The following is a 15,725-nucleotide window of genomic DNA, read 5'->3' as shown; positions in this document are numbered from 1 at the left end:
CATGAAACTCTTGCACCTCGATTCCAGCATCCTCGGCGATCATTCCGCTTCACGTCAGCTCAGTGCTGCGGTGGTCAAGGCCTGGCAGGTTGCCGAGCCCGGCATCCAGGTCACCTACCGTGACCTGGCCGCCGATGCACTGGCCCATTTCAGCGCCGCCACCCTGGCTGCAGCCGGTACTGCCGAAGAGTCGCGCACCGCCGAGCAGCAGGCCGAAGTGCAGCGCAACTCGGCGGTCATGGCTGAATTTCTTGCCGCTGACGCCGTCGTGATCGGCGCACCGATGTACAACTTCGCCATTTCCACCCAGCTCAAGGCCTGGATTGACCGTATCTGCGTGGCTGGCGTGACCTTCCGCTACACCGAAAACGGCCCCGAAGGCCTGTGCGCCGGCAAGAAGGTCATCGTGGTTTCCACTGCCGGTGGTCTGCACGCCGGCCAGCCGACGAACGTCGGTCATGAAGATTACCTCAAGCTGCTGTTCGGCTTCATCGGCGTGACCGACCTGGAATTTGTCCGCGCCCAGGGCCTGGCCTATGGCCCGGAAGTCCGCGCCAAAGCCCTCGAAGACGCCCAGCAAGTGATCGACGAGCAGCTCTTCAGCGTCGCCTGATAGCCGCATCATCGCTCGCTGGCCTCGCCAGCGAGCGAGTTGGCCCACCTTGTGCTAGTTCCAGGCACGCAGGCACTTTGGCAGACCCGGACTATGCTGCTCAGATAGTCGGAACTGTGCGGTTACCCCCGCTATCCAAAGTGCAGGTCTTCTTGATCTTTGCCAAGGTGGGCACCCCCATGACGCGTTCATGCACTTACCTGATCGTCAGCAGCGCACTGCTTCTCTTCCTGGGCTTGTTTTCGGTGCAGATCGAGGCCGCGCCGCACCCAAACTGGAGCGTTGGCTACCACGAGCTGACCTTCAACGACCCACTGGATGGCCAGCCCATGCGTGCTTTGGCTTTCTACCCGTCGAACGCCCGTGAACACGTCAGCAGCCTGGAAGGCTACAGCATCGAGGCCACCGAAGATGCGCGCATCGCCATCGGTCGCTACCCCATGCTGATGCTCTCGCACGGCAACGCTGGCACCCCCCTGGCCCTGCATGACCTGATCACCTCCCTGACCCGCAAGGGTTTTGTCGTGGTCGCCGTGTTTCACCCTGGCGACAACTACAAGGACCACAGCCGCCTGGGCGCCTTGAGCAATCTGTATGGCCGGCCGATGCAGATTTCCGCCGCCATCACCGCCGCCCTCGGCGATTCGACCCTGTCACCGTTCGTGGACGCCAAGCAGGTGGGCGTGATCGGCTATTCGGCCGGTGGCGAGACCGCGCTGATCCTCTCTGGCGCGCAGCCTGACCTGCAGCGCCTGCGCCGCTATTGCGCCGAGCAACCCCAGGACATGGACGCCTGCAAGACCCAGGGCGAACTGGTGGCCGACCGCGAGGACCTTACTGCCGCAGCCGACCCCCGCGTGCACGCCTTGCTGCTGATGGCCCCGCTGAGCTTGATGTTCGGCCGACATACCCTGAGCGAAGTCCACGTGCCGACGCTGATCTACAGCGGTGACCGCGACCAGTTGCTGCTGCTCGACAAGAACGCTGGCGCCCTGGCGCGCAAACTGCCCAATCATCCGGAACTGCGCCTGATCGCCGGCGGAGGCCATTTCGTCTTCATGGCGCCGTGCACCGACGCGCAGAAGCTGGCCGTGCCGGGACTGTGCAATGACCCGGGTGAAGTCGACCGGGCAGCGGTGCACCGTAGTCTGATCACCGACGCCGGGCGTTTCTTCGACCATACCCTGGTCATCGATGGCCACGCCGGCATGCAGACCGCCAATCAGTAGGATTGGCGGGGAAGGGCGGGTATCGGCATTGTCGCTGGACTACTTGGCGTTGACCGACGGCTTGGCTGCTTCCAGTGCTTCAATGCGCGCATTGAGCTCGCGCACCGACTCGATCAGCGGGGCGACCAGCTTGTTGTAGTCGACCTGCATCAACCCATCCTGGGTACGCGTCAGCTGCGGATAGACTTTGGCCACGTCCTGCGCCACCACGCCGATGTCCTTGCGCGCGCCATCTTTCCACTCGAAGGTCACGCCATGAATTTTCAGCAGCTGTTCGGTCGCTGATTTCAACGGCACCACGTTGGTTTTCAGACTCTCGTCGCTGAACGGACAGCATTCGGCACCAATGTCGCCAAAGCCCGGGCAGTTCGGTGCATTCGGCGGGCAGAAACCTGGCCCGCCGTTGTTGGCCAATGGGGCAAGTGGCACTGGCGCCTCGGCGAAGGCTGCGGCGGCGAAGACGATGGAAGCGGTGCCGATAGCACCGCTGATGAAGGGAAGAACGTTCATCCAGATTTCCTTGTGAGGTCGCCTGACTGGCGGCGTCCGCCAAACCGATGGCGAACCCTGGCAAGCTAACCTCAGTGGCCAGCGCAGCTTTAGCGGGAGAGTCTGAAACGTTTTGAAGGAAGGATGACTGGATGTTTCCAGGCTTGCCCGCTGTTGCCTGAACAGGCTGAGGCATCAGGGCATCCCAATTCGCCCCCGCCTGCATGCGCAATCTAAATGCAGACGTGCCAGCAGAGCCTGGGCCAGAGCGGTCGGGATGTCTGTGTAGAGCCATCGCGCATAGGTGGGGCGGTTATAACGCCAGAAGTAAATATTCTTTTGCGTTATGACCCACTCCCGGGATGATTGCCGCCACCAGGCAGGATCTACAAACATCCAGGAGTGTAATCAATGGGCAATGTCCAGACCGCCGCCAGTGCCGCCCAGGTGCTGTGGCGACCTGACGGCGAGCTAGTCGACCTCGGCCAGGCGCTGCGCCAGCCCCTGGGCACCTTGCGCCTGCAGCGGCCGCCCGGCCCGCTGCTCAGCCGCCGCGAAGGGGTGTTGCTGGGGGCATTGGCGTTGGTGTTGCACGGTGCGGTGATCTACTGGGTCAGCCAGAACCCGACCCCGGTGCTGCCCGTGGTACCCCCGCAGGTTCCGCCGATGACCATCGAATTCTCCCAACCGGCGCCGCCCGTTGTGCAACCCCCGCCGCCGGCTCCGGCACCGCCGGTGGTCGAGCCGCCACCACCCCCGCCCCCGGTGGTAGACGAACTGGCGGCCAAGCCGGCGCCAAAGAAGATCGTCAAGCCCAAGCCGGTGCCTAAACCGTTACCCAAACCAGTGGCCAAGGCCGTCGAACAACCGGCGCCCACCCCGCCTGCGCCGGCACCGGTGGCTGCACCTGCACCACCGGCGCCGCCTGCGCCCGCGCCGGTGACGCCGCCCTCGGCCAGTGCCGGTTACCTGAAAAACCCGGCGCCTCAATACCCGGACCTGGCCATGCGCCGTGGTTGGGAAGGCACCGTGCTGCTGCGCGTGCACGTGCTGCCCAGCGGCCAACCCGGCGAGATCCAGATCCAGACCAGCAGCGGTCGCAGCCAGCTGGACGACGCCGCCGTTGCCGCGGTCAAGCGCTGGAGCTTCGTCCCGGCCAAGCAGGGTGATGTGCCGCAGGCCGGCTGGGTCAGCGTGCCGATCGATTTCAAGCTCAAATAACCGTTATGCGCAGTGCCGATTCACCACGGGCGACCACCACCAAAGGAGCACCGTCACCACCCGACCTTATTTGCGAGACCACGCCATGAACCTCATCGCTTCGCCCTTTGCCTCGATTGAATCCACCGTCATCTGGCTGCTCATCCTGTTCTCCGTTGCCACCTGGGGCCTGTTCCTGCTCAAGGCTGGCCAGTTCACCCGCTTGAAGGTGCAGGATCGCAAATTCCACAAGCAGTTCTGGGCTGCCTCCAGCCTCGATTCCGCCGCTCCGCTGACCCAGTCCAACCCGGGTGCCGCCGCCCGTGTCGCTGCCGCCGGCTACGCCGCGATCCAGGTCCACGAAGGTTCGGCCAGCGACCTGAGCCAGGCCATCAATCATCAGGACCGCCTGGAGCGCGCCCTGCGACAGCAGATCGTGCGTGAACGCCGCTCGCTGGAAAGCGGGCTGGCGGTGCTCGCCAGTATCGGCAGCACTTCACCCTTCATCGGCCTGTTCGGGACGGTCTGGGGCATCATGTCGGCGCTCAAAGGCATCAGCGCGGCCGGCTCCGCCAGCCTCGAAACCGTGGCCGGGCCCATTGGTGCGTCTCTGGTCGCCACCGGCGTGGGGATCGCTGTCGCTGTGCCAGCGGTGCTGGTCTACAACTACTTCCTGCGCCGGCTGAAGCTCACCGCGGCCGACCTCGACGACTTCGCCCATGACTTCTACAGCCTGGCGCAGAAGAGTCAGTTCCGCGTGCTGACCCACCCGGCCGCGCACAAAAGTGCCCAGCCTGGCACCCCTCGCAACGTGAAAGAGGCTTCCTGACATGGCGTTCTCGACCCAGGACAGCGATGAAGTATTGAGCGAGATCAACGTCACGCCGCTGGTGGACGTGATGCTCGTGCTGCTGGTGGTGTTCATCGTCACCGCACCGCTGCTGACCAACTCGATCCCGATCAACCTGCCCAGGACCGACGCCGTGGCGCCGGTCGAGCAGAAGGACCCGGTGGTGGTCAGCATCGACGACAAGGGCCAGTTCTTCTTCGACAAGGACAAGATCGATCTGGAGCAGCTCAGTGGCCGCCTCGACGGGGCGAGGAGCAAGGACCCCGAATTGCGCGTGCAACTGCAGGCCGACGATGGGGTGAATTACGGCCAGGTGGCCAAGGCCATGGCCACCATTGAGAAAGCCGGTATCACCAAGTTGGCGGTGATCACCGCCAAGTAGGCGAACCGGCGTGGGAGATTCTATGGTTGCAAACAACGGTTGACCGCTCTTGATCTCCGACGATAGACCGCCAGGCACCAAGGCGGTCATAGGTGATGCATCTGGATGCATACGCCCGAAACAAACGTGGGAGCGCGCCGGTCCGGCGCTCCGGAAGCCCGCGATAGGCCGCGCGGGCGGCCGGTAGTGGCCGTGATTGATTTTCATGACAGGCCCGTGGGAGGGGCAAAGCCCCGAGAGGCCGCCAGGCCGGTTTGATCTTCGGGCGCCCGGCGAAATGTCCAATATGGCCACCAGCGGCCGCCCGCGCGGCCTATCGCGGGCTTCGCACGCTCCTACATCTGTTTCGATTTATATGCATTCAGTGGCATCACCGCGACCGCCTTCGCTGTTCGACGACACACCGCCATGCGCCAAGGCGATCCTGTAGGAGCCGACAAAGCTGGCGAGGGCATCACCTCGGTGGTAGCGGTTACTCCTCGGGCCCCTGGGCAATCAAGGTGACCCGCGCCTCGATGGCCAGGCGCTCCTCCTGGGTGAACACGCCGCGATCCCACAATTCCATGGCCGCCGAGAGAATCCAGCCGTGGTAGAACGCGCGCGACAGCTCGCGGGTTTCGCTGCTCATGGCTTCGAGCACCGCTTCGAGCTGGGTCAGCTTGCGGGCCTTGATCGCTTCTGCAGTTTCGTCAGTCATGGGTAACTCTTATCCGTCGGCAAAGCCGCGAAGTCTGCCGTCAACAACGGGCCTGAGCAAGCTCGGCGTACAGCGGCATCTGTCCGTAGCGCCCCCGGCGCGCTGGTGTTCTGGGAGACGTGAGCGATGATCGAAGCGATTCGATCAAGGCGTGGTAAACATTCCGCTCAATACAAACGCATAGCGCTCCGGGCGGATGTAGAACGTGGTGCGATCGCAGAAGTGCTCGTCACCGGTCCACGAGGTGCGCTCCATCACCAGCAACGCCGCACCGCGCTTGATGCCCAGGGCCCGGGCTAGCGCGGCATCGGCCTGTTGCGCGCGAATTGCCAGGTCGGCGCGCCGCACCGGCACCCCGGTTACCCGTGCCAGCAGCGAGTAGATCGGCTCGTCCTGGGCCTGTCCCCAGTCGACCTCGGCCATCTGCGCCGGCAGGTAGCTGCGACCCAGCGCGATCGGCTCTTGCTCGACATAGTGCAACCGCTCGACACACAGACACTGCCGGGCCCCGGCGAACAGACCGGCCAATGCTTCGGGCACCGCCTGCAGGCGATGTTCGATCACTCGCATGCTCGGCTGCAGCCCTTGCAGCAGCAAAGCCTCATGAAAACTGCGCAGCGCGTCCAGGCCATGACGCACCTGCCGCGGCGCTGCATAGGTCCCTTTGCCCTGCTTGCGCTCGACCACGCCGTCTGCGCTGAGCTTGCCCACCGCCAGGCGCACGGTGACCCGGCTGACGCCGAAGCGCTCGCCCAGCTGGGCTTCGGACGGCAACTTGCCGCTGGGTTCGAACTCGCCGCGCTGAATCTCCTCGAGCAATTGCCGAGCGATCTGTTCATAGAGCGAGGTGCTGCTTTCGCGTTGGATCGACACGTGAATTCCACTTCCCGATGCGCTGGATTCTAACCATATGAACAATCAGTCTAGGGCCAGCTTGTATTAATACGTATTATGTCAGGCAATCTCATTGTAAACGACCTGAACGCCTTTGCCATGCCTGTGAACCCCTCCATTGCCCGCGCCGCGCTCAGCGTAGACTCCATCGGTTTTGCCTACGGCAATGGCCATCGCGTGTTCGACGACTTCAGCCTGCACGCGCGGCCCGGCGAGTTCGTCGCCGTGCTCGGTCCTTCCGGCTGCGGCAAGACCACCTTGCTCAACCTGCTGGCAGGCTTTCAGACAGCGCACAGCGGCCAGGTATTGATCAATGGCCAGGCAGTGCGTCCCGAACTGCCGGAGTTGGGCTATGTGTTCCAGGCACCGCAGCTGTTCCCCTGGCTCAGCGCGCTGGACAACGTGCGCTTCGGCCTGCGCATGGCCGGCCGCGGCAGCGATGCCGAGCAGCAGCATCGGGCGCGCGCGTATTTGCGCATGGTCGGCCTGGAGCACGCTGCCTCCCGTCTGGTGCATCAGCTGTCCGGCGGCATGCAGCAACGGGTCTCGCTGGCACGCACGCTGGCTTTGCAGCCCACCGTGCTGCTGATGGACGAGCCGTTCGCTGCACTCGATGCGATCAGCCGCAACCATATGAACGAGGAGACCCTGCGCATCTGGGCCGAGCTCGGCCAGACCGTGCTGTTCATTACCCACGACATCGACGAGGCGGTGTTTCTCGCTGACCGCGTGGTGGTGCTCAACATCGCACCGGGCGGTATTCACAGTGAATTGACGATCGACCTGCCACGCCCGCGCAGCAACCTCATTACCCGGCGCCTGGCGCAATTTCTCGACTATCGCAACGAACTGATGGAGCGCATCTCCACGGTCATGGCGCAGTCGCTTTCCCTTGAACCTGCCTGAACCTTGCACGAGATGACTCCATGATTCGACGCACACTGCTGGCCGTTTCCCTCAGCGCGCTGGCGTTTGCCAGCACCGCCATGGCCGCCGACCGCCCGCTGCGCATTGGCTATGTATTTGCCATGGCCAATGCGCCGGCGCTGATCGCCGACAAGCAAGGCTTCTATCGCGAGGAAGGCCTGGATGTCGACCTCAAGGCGCTTGGCGACGGCCCGGTGATTCAGCAGGCGCTGGCCGCTGGCGAGCTGGACGTGGCCTACGTTGGCACGCCACCGGTGTACCAGTGGTACTCGCGCGGGCTGAAGAGCACCATTCTGGCCAAGGTCAACTACGGCCAGGCCGCCGTCCTCGTCGGGCAGGACAGCCCCATTACCCAGCTGCAGCAGCTCAAGGGCAAGAAGCTGGCCGGGGTGAAAAAAGGCAGTGGCATGGACGTGCTGTTGCGCGGCCTGGTGCTACGCGATCAGGCCGGGCTGGACCCCGAGCACGACCTGGACATCGTCGACATGCCGCCTGGCAACATGAACGCGGCGCTGGAGCGCGGTATCGTCGACGCGGCGTTCACTTGGGAACCCTTCATCAGCCAGGCACTGGCGCGTGGTTCGGCCAAGGTACTGCTGGACGTCAACCAGGCAGCGCCGAAGTACCCGTGGTACGTGGTGATCGCGTTGCCGAAAACCCTGCAGGAGCGCCCGGACGATGTGGTCAAGCTGCTGCGCGCGCACCGCAAGGCGATTGATTTTCTCAACCAGCACCCAGCCGAGGCTAATCGCATCATTGCCGACGCGTTCCATCTGGACCCGGTTCTAGGGCCCAATGGCCAGAGCGTCAGCGGCGAGCAGATCGTTGCCCAGGCGCGTACCCGGCTGGGCTGGTCGGCTGAGCTGGGCCCGAACGACATCCAGTTCATCCAGCGCCTGATGAACGACTCGCACAGCCTGGGCTTCATGCAAGCCAGCATGACCCCGGCCGAGTTGGTCGACACGTCCTACCTGGAGAAAGCCTCGCGGTGAGCCGGTTGATGAATCTTGCCAAACCCAATTGGGGCTGGGCCTCGCTGCCGTTCCTGCTGCTGGTATGGATCGCCCTGGCCAGTCGTTTCCCCAGCTATGTGTTGCCACAACCCTGGGTGGTCGGCGCCGAGGCCATGCGCTGGCTTGCCGACGGCTCGCTGCTCAAACAGGTGCGCGCGAGCCTGCTGGAGGAACTCGCCGGTTTCTGTGCGGCGGTGCTGGTGGCCGTGTTGCTTGGCGCCAGCGGCGGCCTGTCGCGGCGGTTTCGCGACTTCATTGCGCCGCTCAACAGCCTGTTCATGGCGATTCCGCCGATCGCCTGGGCGCCGTTGATCCTGATCATCTTCGGCCTGGGTTTCGTTTCCATTGTGCTGGTGATCTTCATCGCTGCGGTATTCCCCATGGCCGTGACCCTGCAAGAAGGCGTGCAGGGTATCCGCGGCGGTGAGGTACGCGCCGCACGGACCTTGGGCGCCAACCGCTGGCAACTGCTGGCTTACGTGTATCTGCCGGCGTCGCTGCCGTTTCTCACCGCTGCGCTGCGCATCGGCTTCAGCCAAGGCTGGCGAGCGCTGGTGGCCGCGGAAATGATCGGCGCCTCCCAGGGCATCGGCTGGATGGTGTCCATGGGCGGCCAGATCGGCAACGCCAGCCAGGTGCTGCTCGGCATCGTGATGATCGGCCTGCTTGCCTGGCTCATGGAGAGCCTGGTGTTTCGCCGCATCGAGCGGCATTACCAGGCCTGGCGCGCGCATTGATTTTTCCTTTCTCGCTTGATCACCCGCAACCCCACCGAGGTGCCCCTTGAGTACGACTTTCGACCCGCGCGATGCCGGGCATTACATCGCCCCGCAGGGCCTCTATGAGCGCAACAAGCAGAGGCCGTTCCTCGGCAGTTTCAGTGCCGACCGGCACACCCTGGTGGCCGGGCAGTGGGATGAGATCACCCTGGTCTATGAGGTCGGCGCCAGCGGCCTGGCCGACGGTGCCTGGCTCAAGCTGGCCTTCAAGTTCTATTCCGACTGGGCGCTGTTCCAGACGGCCAATCCGGCTGGTGCCAACTACGTCAGCGCCGAATACCAGGCCGGCCCGCTGGTGCCGGGGCAGAGCCAGGCAACGGTGCAGTATCTCAAAGTGCGTTTCGACCAGAAGGGCCACGAACGGCCGTTCCAGAAGGCGCTGATTATCGACATCGTGGACGGCTATCTGAACCCGGGCGACCGCATCATCATCCGTCTTGGCGATCGCCGTCAGGGCGGCGCCGGCACGCGGGTGCAGAGCTTCGTCGAGAAGGATTTCCGCCTGCGCCTGTTCATCGACCCGCTGGGCAGCTCGAAATTTGCCGAGGTGCCGGGCGACCTGCTGCTCGATATCGTGCCGGGTGCGCCGAGCAGTCTGCAGGTGATCGCGCCGCGCCTGCTCAGCGCTGGCGAAGCCTTCGACGTGCTGGTGCGCGCCGATGACGCCTGGGGCAACACGTGTCGGCAGTTGCCGCTGGCCGGCGTCTTGACCCTGCAAGGGCCGCAGGGGCAGGCGCGTACGTTGCCGTTTACCCTCGCCGAGCAGGGCTGGGCGGTCGTGCGCATGAGTGCGCTGGTGCTGGACGGCGTCGGCGAGTGGCAACTGCAGGCCGAGGTGGCGCAGCCCGGGGTGCTGGCCGCCACGGCCTACGTGACCCTCGACGAACCGGGCGCCGGGCTGCGGCCCCTGTATGCCGACCTGCACGTGCATTCCGACGACACGGTAGGCACCAACGACACCCTCTACAACCTCAGCTACGGCCGCGACGTCGCCGGGCTCGATGTGCTCGGCTACACCGCCAATGATTTCAACATCACCGAGCAGCGCTGGGATCAGGCCGTCGCCCTGATTGCCGAGCTCAACGAGCCTGGGCGCTTCGTCTGCTACCCCGGCACCGAGTGGTGTGGCAATTCCTGCGCCGGCGGCGATCGCAACGTAGTGTTCCTGCACGACCGCAAGCCAGAGTTCCCTTTCGACAATCAAGGGCGGCTGGTGCGCTCGTTCGAGTGGAACGAGTTTACCGCCGGCACCATCAAGCCCGGCGCCTGGCCGGTGGATGAACTGTATGCGGCGTATGCCAAGGACCCGGAAGGGCACCTGATGATGCCGCACGTCGGCGGCCGGCGCTGCAACCTGGACTGGCATCACCCGGAACTGGAACGCTTGGTGGAAGTCGGCTCGGCGTGGGGACAGTTCCATTGGGTGTACGCCGAGGCCCTGCAGCGCGGTTACCGGGTAGGTGCCGCAGCCAACAGTGACGAGCACCAGGGCCGCTGCGGCGGTGGTGTTCCGGCGACGGCCGTGTTCGGCTCGCGCGGCGGCTTGACCGGGGTACTGGCCAGCGCCTTCGACCGCGCCAGCGTCGGCCAGGCCTTGCGCGCTCGACGCACCTTCGCCACCACCGGCGAGCGTACCTTTGCCAGCCTGCGCCATGGCGAGCAATTGATGGGTGAAGTGGTCAGTGCCCGTGCCGACGGTCAGCTGGACTACCGCCTGCTGGGCGACAGTGGCTGGGAGCAGATCGACCTGTACGATGGCGAGCAGTTGCTGTGGTCGCGCAACCTGCACGAAGAGGCCGGGTATTCCAGCCAGCGCATCCGCGTGCGCTTGGGCGGTGCGCGGATCAAGGACCGCTACCGTGGCGCTTACTGGACCGGCGAAATCCAGGTCACCGGTGCCGTGATCAAAGGCTTTCGCGGGCTGGGTCTGGACCATCCCGAGCAGACCCTGTGGCGCAAGGATGCCACGACCCTGGCGTTTCGCACCGACACCAACGGCGATACCGACAGTATCGAGATCGAGCTGTCGCAGTTGGCCGGTGCGCGTCTGCAGGTGCGCAGTCGCATCGACAATTACGTCAAGGTCGGCGACCCAAGCCAGCCGCAGCCGTTCGTGCATGCGCCGCAGGCCGACCTGCAACTGAGCGGCGAAGATCTCCTGGCCCAGGGCGCGCTGGTCCAGCCGCTGCCAGGCGCCGAATTGCAGGTGGCGGTCGAGCGCATGACTGAGGCGCCGTTACCGCGTGCGGTTGCCGGGCGCATCGCCTTGGCCGACCTGAACCTGGGCGCCGAGCGCGAGCATCCGTTGTTCATCTGCGCGCGCCAGCGCGACCAGTCGCGGGTGTGGACCTCGGCGTTGTTCGTTTCGCTCGAGCAATGAGCTGATCGAGCCGGCCTGGCCTCGCCAGGCCGGCATGCTGGTTGGGCGTTTCAACCCGAGCTCAGCGCCGCTCTCAGCTTGCCCGGCGACATGCCGAACTGGCTCTGGAACGAGCGAATGAAGTGCGCTGCATCGGCGAAGCCGCATTCATAGGCGATTTCTCCCACCTGGCGGTCCGAGCTGACCAGCAGCCAGCGGCCGAAGCGCAGGCGCACCTGGCGGTAGAAGCGCGCCGGGCTGGTGCTGATTTCGCAGACGAACAGGCGCTCCAGCTGGCGTTTGCTGGTACCCAGGCGGCGGGCGATCTCGTCGATCTCCAGAGGCTCGGCGATGTGCGCCTCCATCAGCATGATCGCTTCATGCAGGCGCCGGTTGGACGAGCTGGCGTAGCCCAGCGCCTTGCGCCGGTCCATCAGGCTGTGCCCGCCGCTTTTCGCCACGGTCATCTGGTGCACCACCTTGCCGGCGCGGTCCGGGCCACAGTGCAGTTCGATCAGATGGATCGCCAGTTCGATCACCGATACCCCGCCGGCGCAGGTGATGCGGTCCTGGTCGATGACGAAGTCGTTGTGACTGACGAAGCGCAGGCTGGGGAACAAGCGTCGCCAGTCGTTGGCATGATAGGCATGCACGCAGGCGGTACGGCCCGCCATGAGGCCGTGCCGCGCCAGCACGAAGCTGCCGGTGCACAGCCCGATCAGCGGCACACCGGCGGCGGCCGCTTGCTGCAGAAACGCCGGATAACTCTTCGGCACCTCGTCCAGCGAGCTCAACAGCCCGCCGATCACCACCACATAATCGAAGCGCTGCGGGTCGGCCAGCTCGCTGTCGATCGGCACGTCCAGGCCACCGCTGGAAATCACCCGCTGGCCCGGCGTGCCGAGCACCTTCCATTGGCAACGGATCGGCCTGCTCTGGTCGCCGGTGTCGGCGGCATGGCGCAACGCATCAGTCAGCCCGGACAGCGACAGCAGGGGAAAGCGTGGCCACAGCACGATGCCCACCGACAGCTCGCTGGCGCTGCGCCGGGGTGGGGGACGGCGTGCCTGGCCGCCGTCGAGCTGGCTGACAAGGTCGCCGATGGCGTCTCGAGAATGTCGCAAATCTTCAATCATTCGTGCAAAGCATCCAACGGTTCAGTGCTGGCCCGGGCCTAGGATGAAGGCCTGCCAAACACCACGCGGTTGACCAGAAATCGTTCGAGGAGCAACGCATGAAAATTACCAGAAACCAACGCCGGGCCAACCTGTGCGCGGTCTTGCTCGCGACTTTGCTCGGCGCGGCACCGGCGTTCGCGGTGGATACCGTCGAGCCCGGCAGCTTCACCATCGCCTTCAGCGGCGACATGCCCGGCACCGGCTATCAAGATAGCAAGATGGTCGGCTATGACGGTGAAATCCTGCAACAGATCGCCGACAAGCTGGGCCTCAAGGTCAAACCGGCGCTGATGGAGTGGTCCGGCACCATCGCCTCGGTGCAAGCCCGGCGCGTGGACGTGATGGCCGGCACCATGGGCTGGACCGCGCAGCGCGCGAAGATCATGAACCTCAGCGACCCCATCCACTATTTCAAGAACGGCATTACCCAGACCGACAAGACCGACTGGCACAGCCTGAAGGACCTGCAGGGCAAGAAGGTCGGCACCATCACCGGTTTTTCCTTCATTCCCGAGATGCGCAGGATCGATGGCTTGCAGGTGTCGCTTTACGACACTTCGGATGCGGCCGTGCGCGACTTGATTGCCGGGCGGATCGACGCGGTGATCGGTGATCCGCCGGTGATGCAGTACGCCCTGTCGCGCAACCCGCAATGGCACCTGCATTTCAGCGCCTTCACCGACAACGACCCCGACTTCCCCTTGCTGACCGGGCTGGGCCAGGTGGTGTTCGGCTTCAACAAGGACAATCCGCAGCTGCTGGCTGCGGTCAACCAGCAGATCGACGCCATGTGGAAGACCTGCCAGATGCGTGACATCGGCGCGCGCTACGGCCTGACCCAGGACGTCTGGTTCAAGCCGCAGGGTTCCGACCCGCGGCTGGACGTCGACCGTCCGGCAGGCTGGGCATTGCCCGGCTGCCAGTAAGCCAGCCCGGCCGGGGCAGGCTGCCAGGCTGCCTCGGCTCGTCGATTCGATGTTCTCCAAGGGGATGCCAATGAATCAGCCCGCCCTGTTGCGCGTAAACGACCTGTACAAGAACTATGGCCAACTGTCGGTGCTCAAGGGCATCAGCCTGCAACTCGAAGCGGGCGAGACGCTGTCGCTGATCGGCCCCAGCGGCTCGGGCAAGTCGACCTGCCTGCGCTGCATCAACTACCTGGAAAAGCCCAGCGATGGCGAGGTCTGGCTTGCCGACGAGCTGATCGGCCAGGTGCGCAGTGGCGCCATGGCGCGCTTGATGAGCGATCGCGAACTGGCGCCGCAGCGGCTGGAAATCGCCATGGTGTTCCAGAGTTTCAACCTGTGGCCGCACCTGAACGTGCGCGACAACGTCGCCCTGGGCTCGATCAAGGCGCGCGGCATGCCGCGCAGGCAGGCGCATGAACTCGCCGAGGCGATGCTCGACAAGGTCCACCTGCGGCACAAGGCCGACGCCTGGCCCGAGCAACTTTCCGGCGGCCAGCAACAGCGCGTGGCGATTGCCCGGGCGTTGGCCCAGCAGCCCAAGGTCATCCTCTTCGACGAACCCACCTCGGCGCTGGACCCGGAACTGGTCGGCGAGGTGCTCGGGGTGATCCGCGAACTGGCCGAGGAGGGCCGCAGCATGATCATGGTCACCCACGAGGTGCGCTTCGCCCGCGACGTGGCCGACCGGGTGATCTTCATGGACGGCGGGCTGATCGTCGAGCAGGGGCCCTCGGCCCAGGTGATCGATCAGCCCAGCCACGAGCGCACCCGCAGCTTTCTTGGGCGCATGGCCGGGGAGCAGGCCTCATGAGTGGCCTGCAAGCTTTCCTTGGCCTGTTGCCAGTGCTGCTCAAAGGGGCGCTGACCGCATTGCAGATCGCTGCCTGCAGCTTGCTCCTGGCCAGCATCGGCGCAGTGGCGCTGGCCATCGTGCTGACCTTCAGCAAGGCCCGTTGGCCACTGGCAGCCATCGCCTGCTTCATCGAGTGGATGCGCAATGTGCCGGCGCTGGCTCACTTGTTCCTGATCTATTTCGGCCTGTCCTATGTCGGTATCAACCTGCCGGCATGGCTGGCGGCGATCATCGGCCTGAGCCTGGTCGGCGCTGCGGTGCTCGCCGACATTTTTCGCGGCGCCTTGCAGGGCCTGCCCATCGGCCAGTTCGAAGCGGGCCTGGCCGTTGGCCTGACCCGCACCCAGATTCTCGCCTGCATCCTCCTGCCACAGGCCTGGCGCTGCGCGTTGCCGGCCTATGCCAATTACGTCACGCAGTTGATCAAGGACACCTCGATCGCCTCGGCCATCGCCGTGCCGGAAATCATGTTCCTGGCGCGCAACCTGGTCACTTCGACCTTCCAGACCTCGTTGATCTACCTGGCGGTGATGGTGCTCTACGCGCTGATGATCATGCCGGTGGGGTTGGGCTTCATGCGCCTGGAAAAACGTCTGGGAGTGGGTCGATGATCAATTTCTTCGAGCAATATCCGCAATATTGGTCGGACTGGACCACCCGGTTGCTGCAGGGCGCCGTGGTCACCGCCGAGGTTTCCCTGAGCGCGTTCGCCCTGGCGCTGGTGCTTGGCGCGTTGCTGGTGTGGGCGCTCAAGAGCCCTTTCGCCACGCTGCGTCGCCTGGCCCAGGGCTTCGTCCAGGCGATGCGTGCGGTGCCGCTGCTGGCGCTGCTGCTGACCCTGTATTTCGCCTTGCCGAGCGCAGGCCTGACTCTCTCCGGGGCTGTCGCCGGAGCGCTGGGCCTGGGCCTGCAGGGCAGCGCCTATATCGCCGAGATCCTCCGTGGCGGGCTCGACGCCATTCACCGTGGTCAGCGTGAAGCGGCTCTGGCCAGCGGCCTGACGCCGTGGCAGACGCTGCGTTGGGTGGTCCTGCCGCAGGCGGTGCGGGCGCTGTTGCCACCGCTGCTGAACGCCTACGTGGCAATCCTCAAGGACAGCTCGCTGTGCGCGCTGATCGCCACCAACGAGTTGATGCTGGCGGCGCGCGCCATCGCCTCGGAAAGCTTTTTGCCGATGCATATTTTCTTGCTGGTGGGGCTGTTCTATTTCGCCATCGCCTTTCCATTGTCCTTGCTGTCGCGGTTGCTCGAGCAACGCCTGTCCCGCGGCCGCAGAAGTCTTCGAGGTTGACCC

The 15,725-nt window shown here is 64.8% G+C and carries 17 protein-coding genes; 13 read left to right on the top strand and 4 right to left on the bottom strand.

The window, feature by feature from the left end:
• The first annotated feature begins 1 nt into the window (after position 1).
• Together SFA35_RS14715 and SFA35_RS14710 are read left to right on the top strand one after the other, a co-directional pair.
• Positions 2-613 (top strand): FMN-dependent NADH-azoreductase, encoded by a 612-nt coding sequence (locus SFA35_RS14715; protein ID WP_320571274.1) that lies wholly within the window; start codon positions 2-4, stop codon positions 611-613.
• A 179-nt stretch (positions 614-792) separates the two neighbouring features.
• The gene (locus tag SFA35_RS14710; protein ID WP_320571273.1) at positions 793-1,842 is read left to right on the top strand and encodes a dienelactone hydrolase; all 1,050 of its coding nucleotides are present in this window, start codon (positions 793-795) and stop codon (positions 1,840-1,842) included.
• Between the two features lie 39 nt (positions 1,843-1,881).
• Here the strand turns inward: SFA35_RS14710 and SFA35_RS14705 are convergent, their stop codons facing one another.
• Positions 1,882-2,352, bottom strand: a complete 471-nt coding sequence (locus SFA35_RS14705) for a tail fiber domain-containing protein (RefSeq protein ID WP_320571272.1) — start codon at positions 2,350-2,352, stop codon at positions 1,882-1,884.
• A 390-nt stretch (positions 2,353-2,742) separates the two neighbouring features.
• Here SFA35_RS14705 and SFA35_RS14700 point away from each other — a divergent pair, with 390 nt between their 5' ends.
• From SFA35_RS14700 to SFA35_RS14690, 3 genes are all read left to right on the top strand, one after another.
• Complete coding sequence (locus SFA35_RS14700; RefSeq protein WP_320571271.1) at positions 2,743-3,552, top strand: energy transducer TonB; 810 nt, start codon at positions 2,743-2,745, stop codon at positions 3,550-3,552.
• Between the two features lie 85 nt (positions 3,553-3,637).
• Positions 3,638-4,360 carry a MotA/TolQ/ExbB proton channel family protein gene (locus tag SFA35_RS14695; protein ID WP_320571270.1) on the top strand — a complete coding sequence of 241 codons (723 nt, stop codon included), beginning with the start codon at positions 3,638-3,640 and terminating at the stop codon, positions 4,358-4,360.
• A 1-nt stretch (position 4,361) separates the two neighbouring features.
• Positions 4,362-4,763, top strand: a complete 402-nt coding sequence (locus SFA35_RS14690; RefSeq protein ID WP_320571269.1) for a biopolymer transporter ExbD — start codon at positions 4,362-4,364, stop codon at positions 4,761-4,763.
• A 472-nt stretch (positions 4,764-5,235) separates the two neighbouring features.
• Here the strand turns inward: SFA35_RS14690 and SFA35_RS14685 are convergent, their stop codons facing one another.
• On the bottom strand, positions 5,236-5,460 hold the full coding sequence (locus SFA35_RS14685) for a hypothetical protein (RefSeq protein ID WP_320571268.1): 225 nt from the start codon (positions 5,458-5,460) through the stop codon (positions 5,236-5,238).
• Between the two features lie 144 nt (positions 5,461-5,604).
• Positions 5,605-6,339: a GntR family transcriptional regulator gene (locus SFA35_RS14680; RefSeq protein WP_320579047.1), complete on the bottom strand. Its 735-nt coding sequence runs from the start codon at positions 6,337-6,339 to the stop codon at positions 5,605-5,607.
• A 114-nt stretch (positions 6,340-6,453) separates the two neighbouring features.
• Here SFA35_RS14680 and SFA35_RS14675 point away from each other — a divergent pair, with 114 nt between their 5' ends.
• Genes SFA35_RS14675 through SFA35_RS14660 form a run of 4 tightly spaced genes read left to right on the top strand, consistent with a single transcriptional unit; the run spans position 6,454 to position 11,453 of the window.
• Positions 6,454-7,260 (top strand): ABC transporter ATP-binding protein, encoded by an 807-nt coding sequence (locus SFA35_RS14675; RefSeq protein ID WP_320571267.1) that lies wholly within the window; start codon positions 6,454-6,456, stop codon positions 7,258-7,260.
• Positions 7,261-7,280: 20 nt separating this feature from the next.
• Positions 7,281-8,273, top strand: coding sequence for an ABC transporter substrate-binding protein (locus SFA35_RS14670; protein ID WP_320571266.1), 993 nt, complete (start codon positions 7,281-7,283; stop codon positions 8,271-8,273).
• Between the two features lie 8 nt (positions 8,274-8,281).
• On the top strand, positions 8,282-9,031 hold the full coding sequence (locus SFA35_RS14665) for an ABC transporter permease (RefSeq protein ID WP_320571265.1): 750 nt from the start codon (positions 8,282-8,284) through the stop codon (positions 9,029-9,031).
• 46 nt (positions 9,032-9,077) lie between these two features.
• Positions 9,078-11,453, top strand: a complete 2,376-nt coding sequence (locus tag SFA35_RS14660; protein ID WP_320571264.1) for a hypothetical protein — start codon at positions 9,078-9,080, stop codon at positions 11,451-11,453.
• A gap of 50 nt (positions 11,454-11,503) precedes the next feature.
• Here SFA35_RS14660 and SFA35_RS14655 read toward each other — a convergent pair whose 3' ends face one another.
• Entirely contained in the window at positions 11,504-12,556 is a 1,053-nt protein-coding gene (locus SFA35_RS14655) for a GlxA family transcriptional regulator (RefSeq protein ID WP_320571263.1), read from the bottom strand.
• A gap of 110 nt (positions 12,557-12,666) precedes the next feature.
• On the opposite strand from SFA35_RS14655, the gene SFA35_RS14650 reads away from it, so the two are divergent.
• From SFA35_RS14650 to SFA35_RS14635, 4 genes are all read left to right on the top strand, one after another.
• Complete coding sequence (locus tag SFA35_RS14650; RefSeq protein WP_320571262.1) at positions 12,667-13,536, top strand: ABC transporter substrate-binding protein; 870 nt, start codon at positions 12,667-12,669, stop codon at positions 13,534-13,536.
• 70 nt (positions 13,537-13,606) lie between these two features.
• Positions 13,607-14,389, top strand: coding sequence for an amino acid ABC transporter ATP-binding protein (locus SFA35_RS14645; protein ID WP_320571261.1), 783 nt, complete (start codon positions 13,607-13,609; stop codon positions 14,387-14,389).
• Positions 14,386-15,042: an amino acid ABC transporter permease gene (locus SFA35_RS14640; RefSeq protein ID WP_320571260.1), complete on the top strand. Its 657-nt coding sequence runs from the start codon at positions 14,386-14,388 to the stop codon at positions 15,040-15,042. Before SFA35_RS14645 ends, SFA35_RS14640 begins: the two co-directional genes overlap by 4 nt.
• Positions 15,039-15,722 carry an amino acid ABC transporter permease gene (locus SFA35_RS14635; protein WP_320571259.1) on the top strand — a complete coding sequence of 228 codons (684 nt, stop codon included), beginning with the start codon at positions 15,039-15,041 and terminating at the stop codon, positions 15,720-15,722. The genes SFA35_RS14640 and SFA35_RS14635 overlap by 4 nt, the downstream gene beginning before the upstream one ends.
• Positions 15,723-15,725 lie beyond the last annotated feature (3 nt).

It is taken from the genome of Pseudomonas sp. HR96 (assembly GCF_034059295.1).
Classification (GTDB): Bacteria; Pseudomonadota; Gammaproteobacteria; order Pseudomonadales; family Pseudomonadaceae; genus Aquipseudomonas.
The sequence above is the reverse complement of the archived record's forward strand: the minus strand, read 5'-3'. Positions and strand labels throughout refer to the sequence as shown.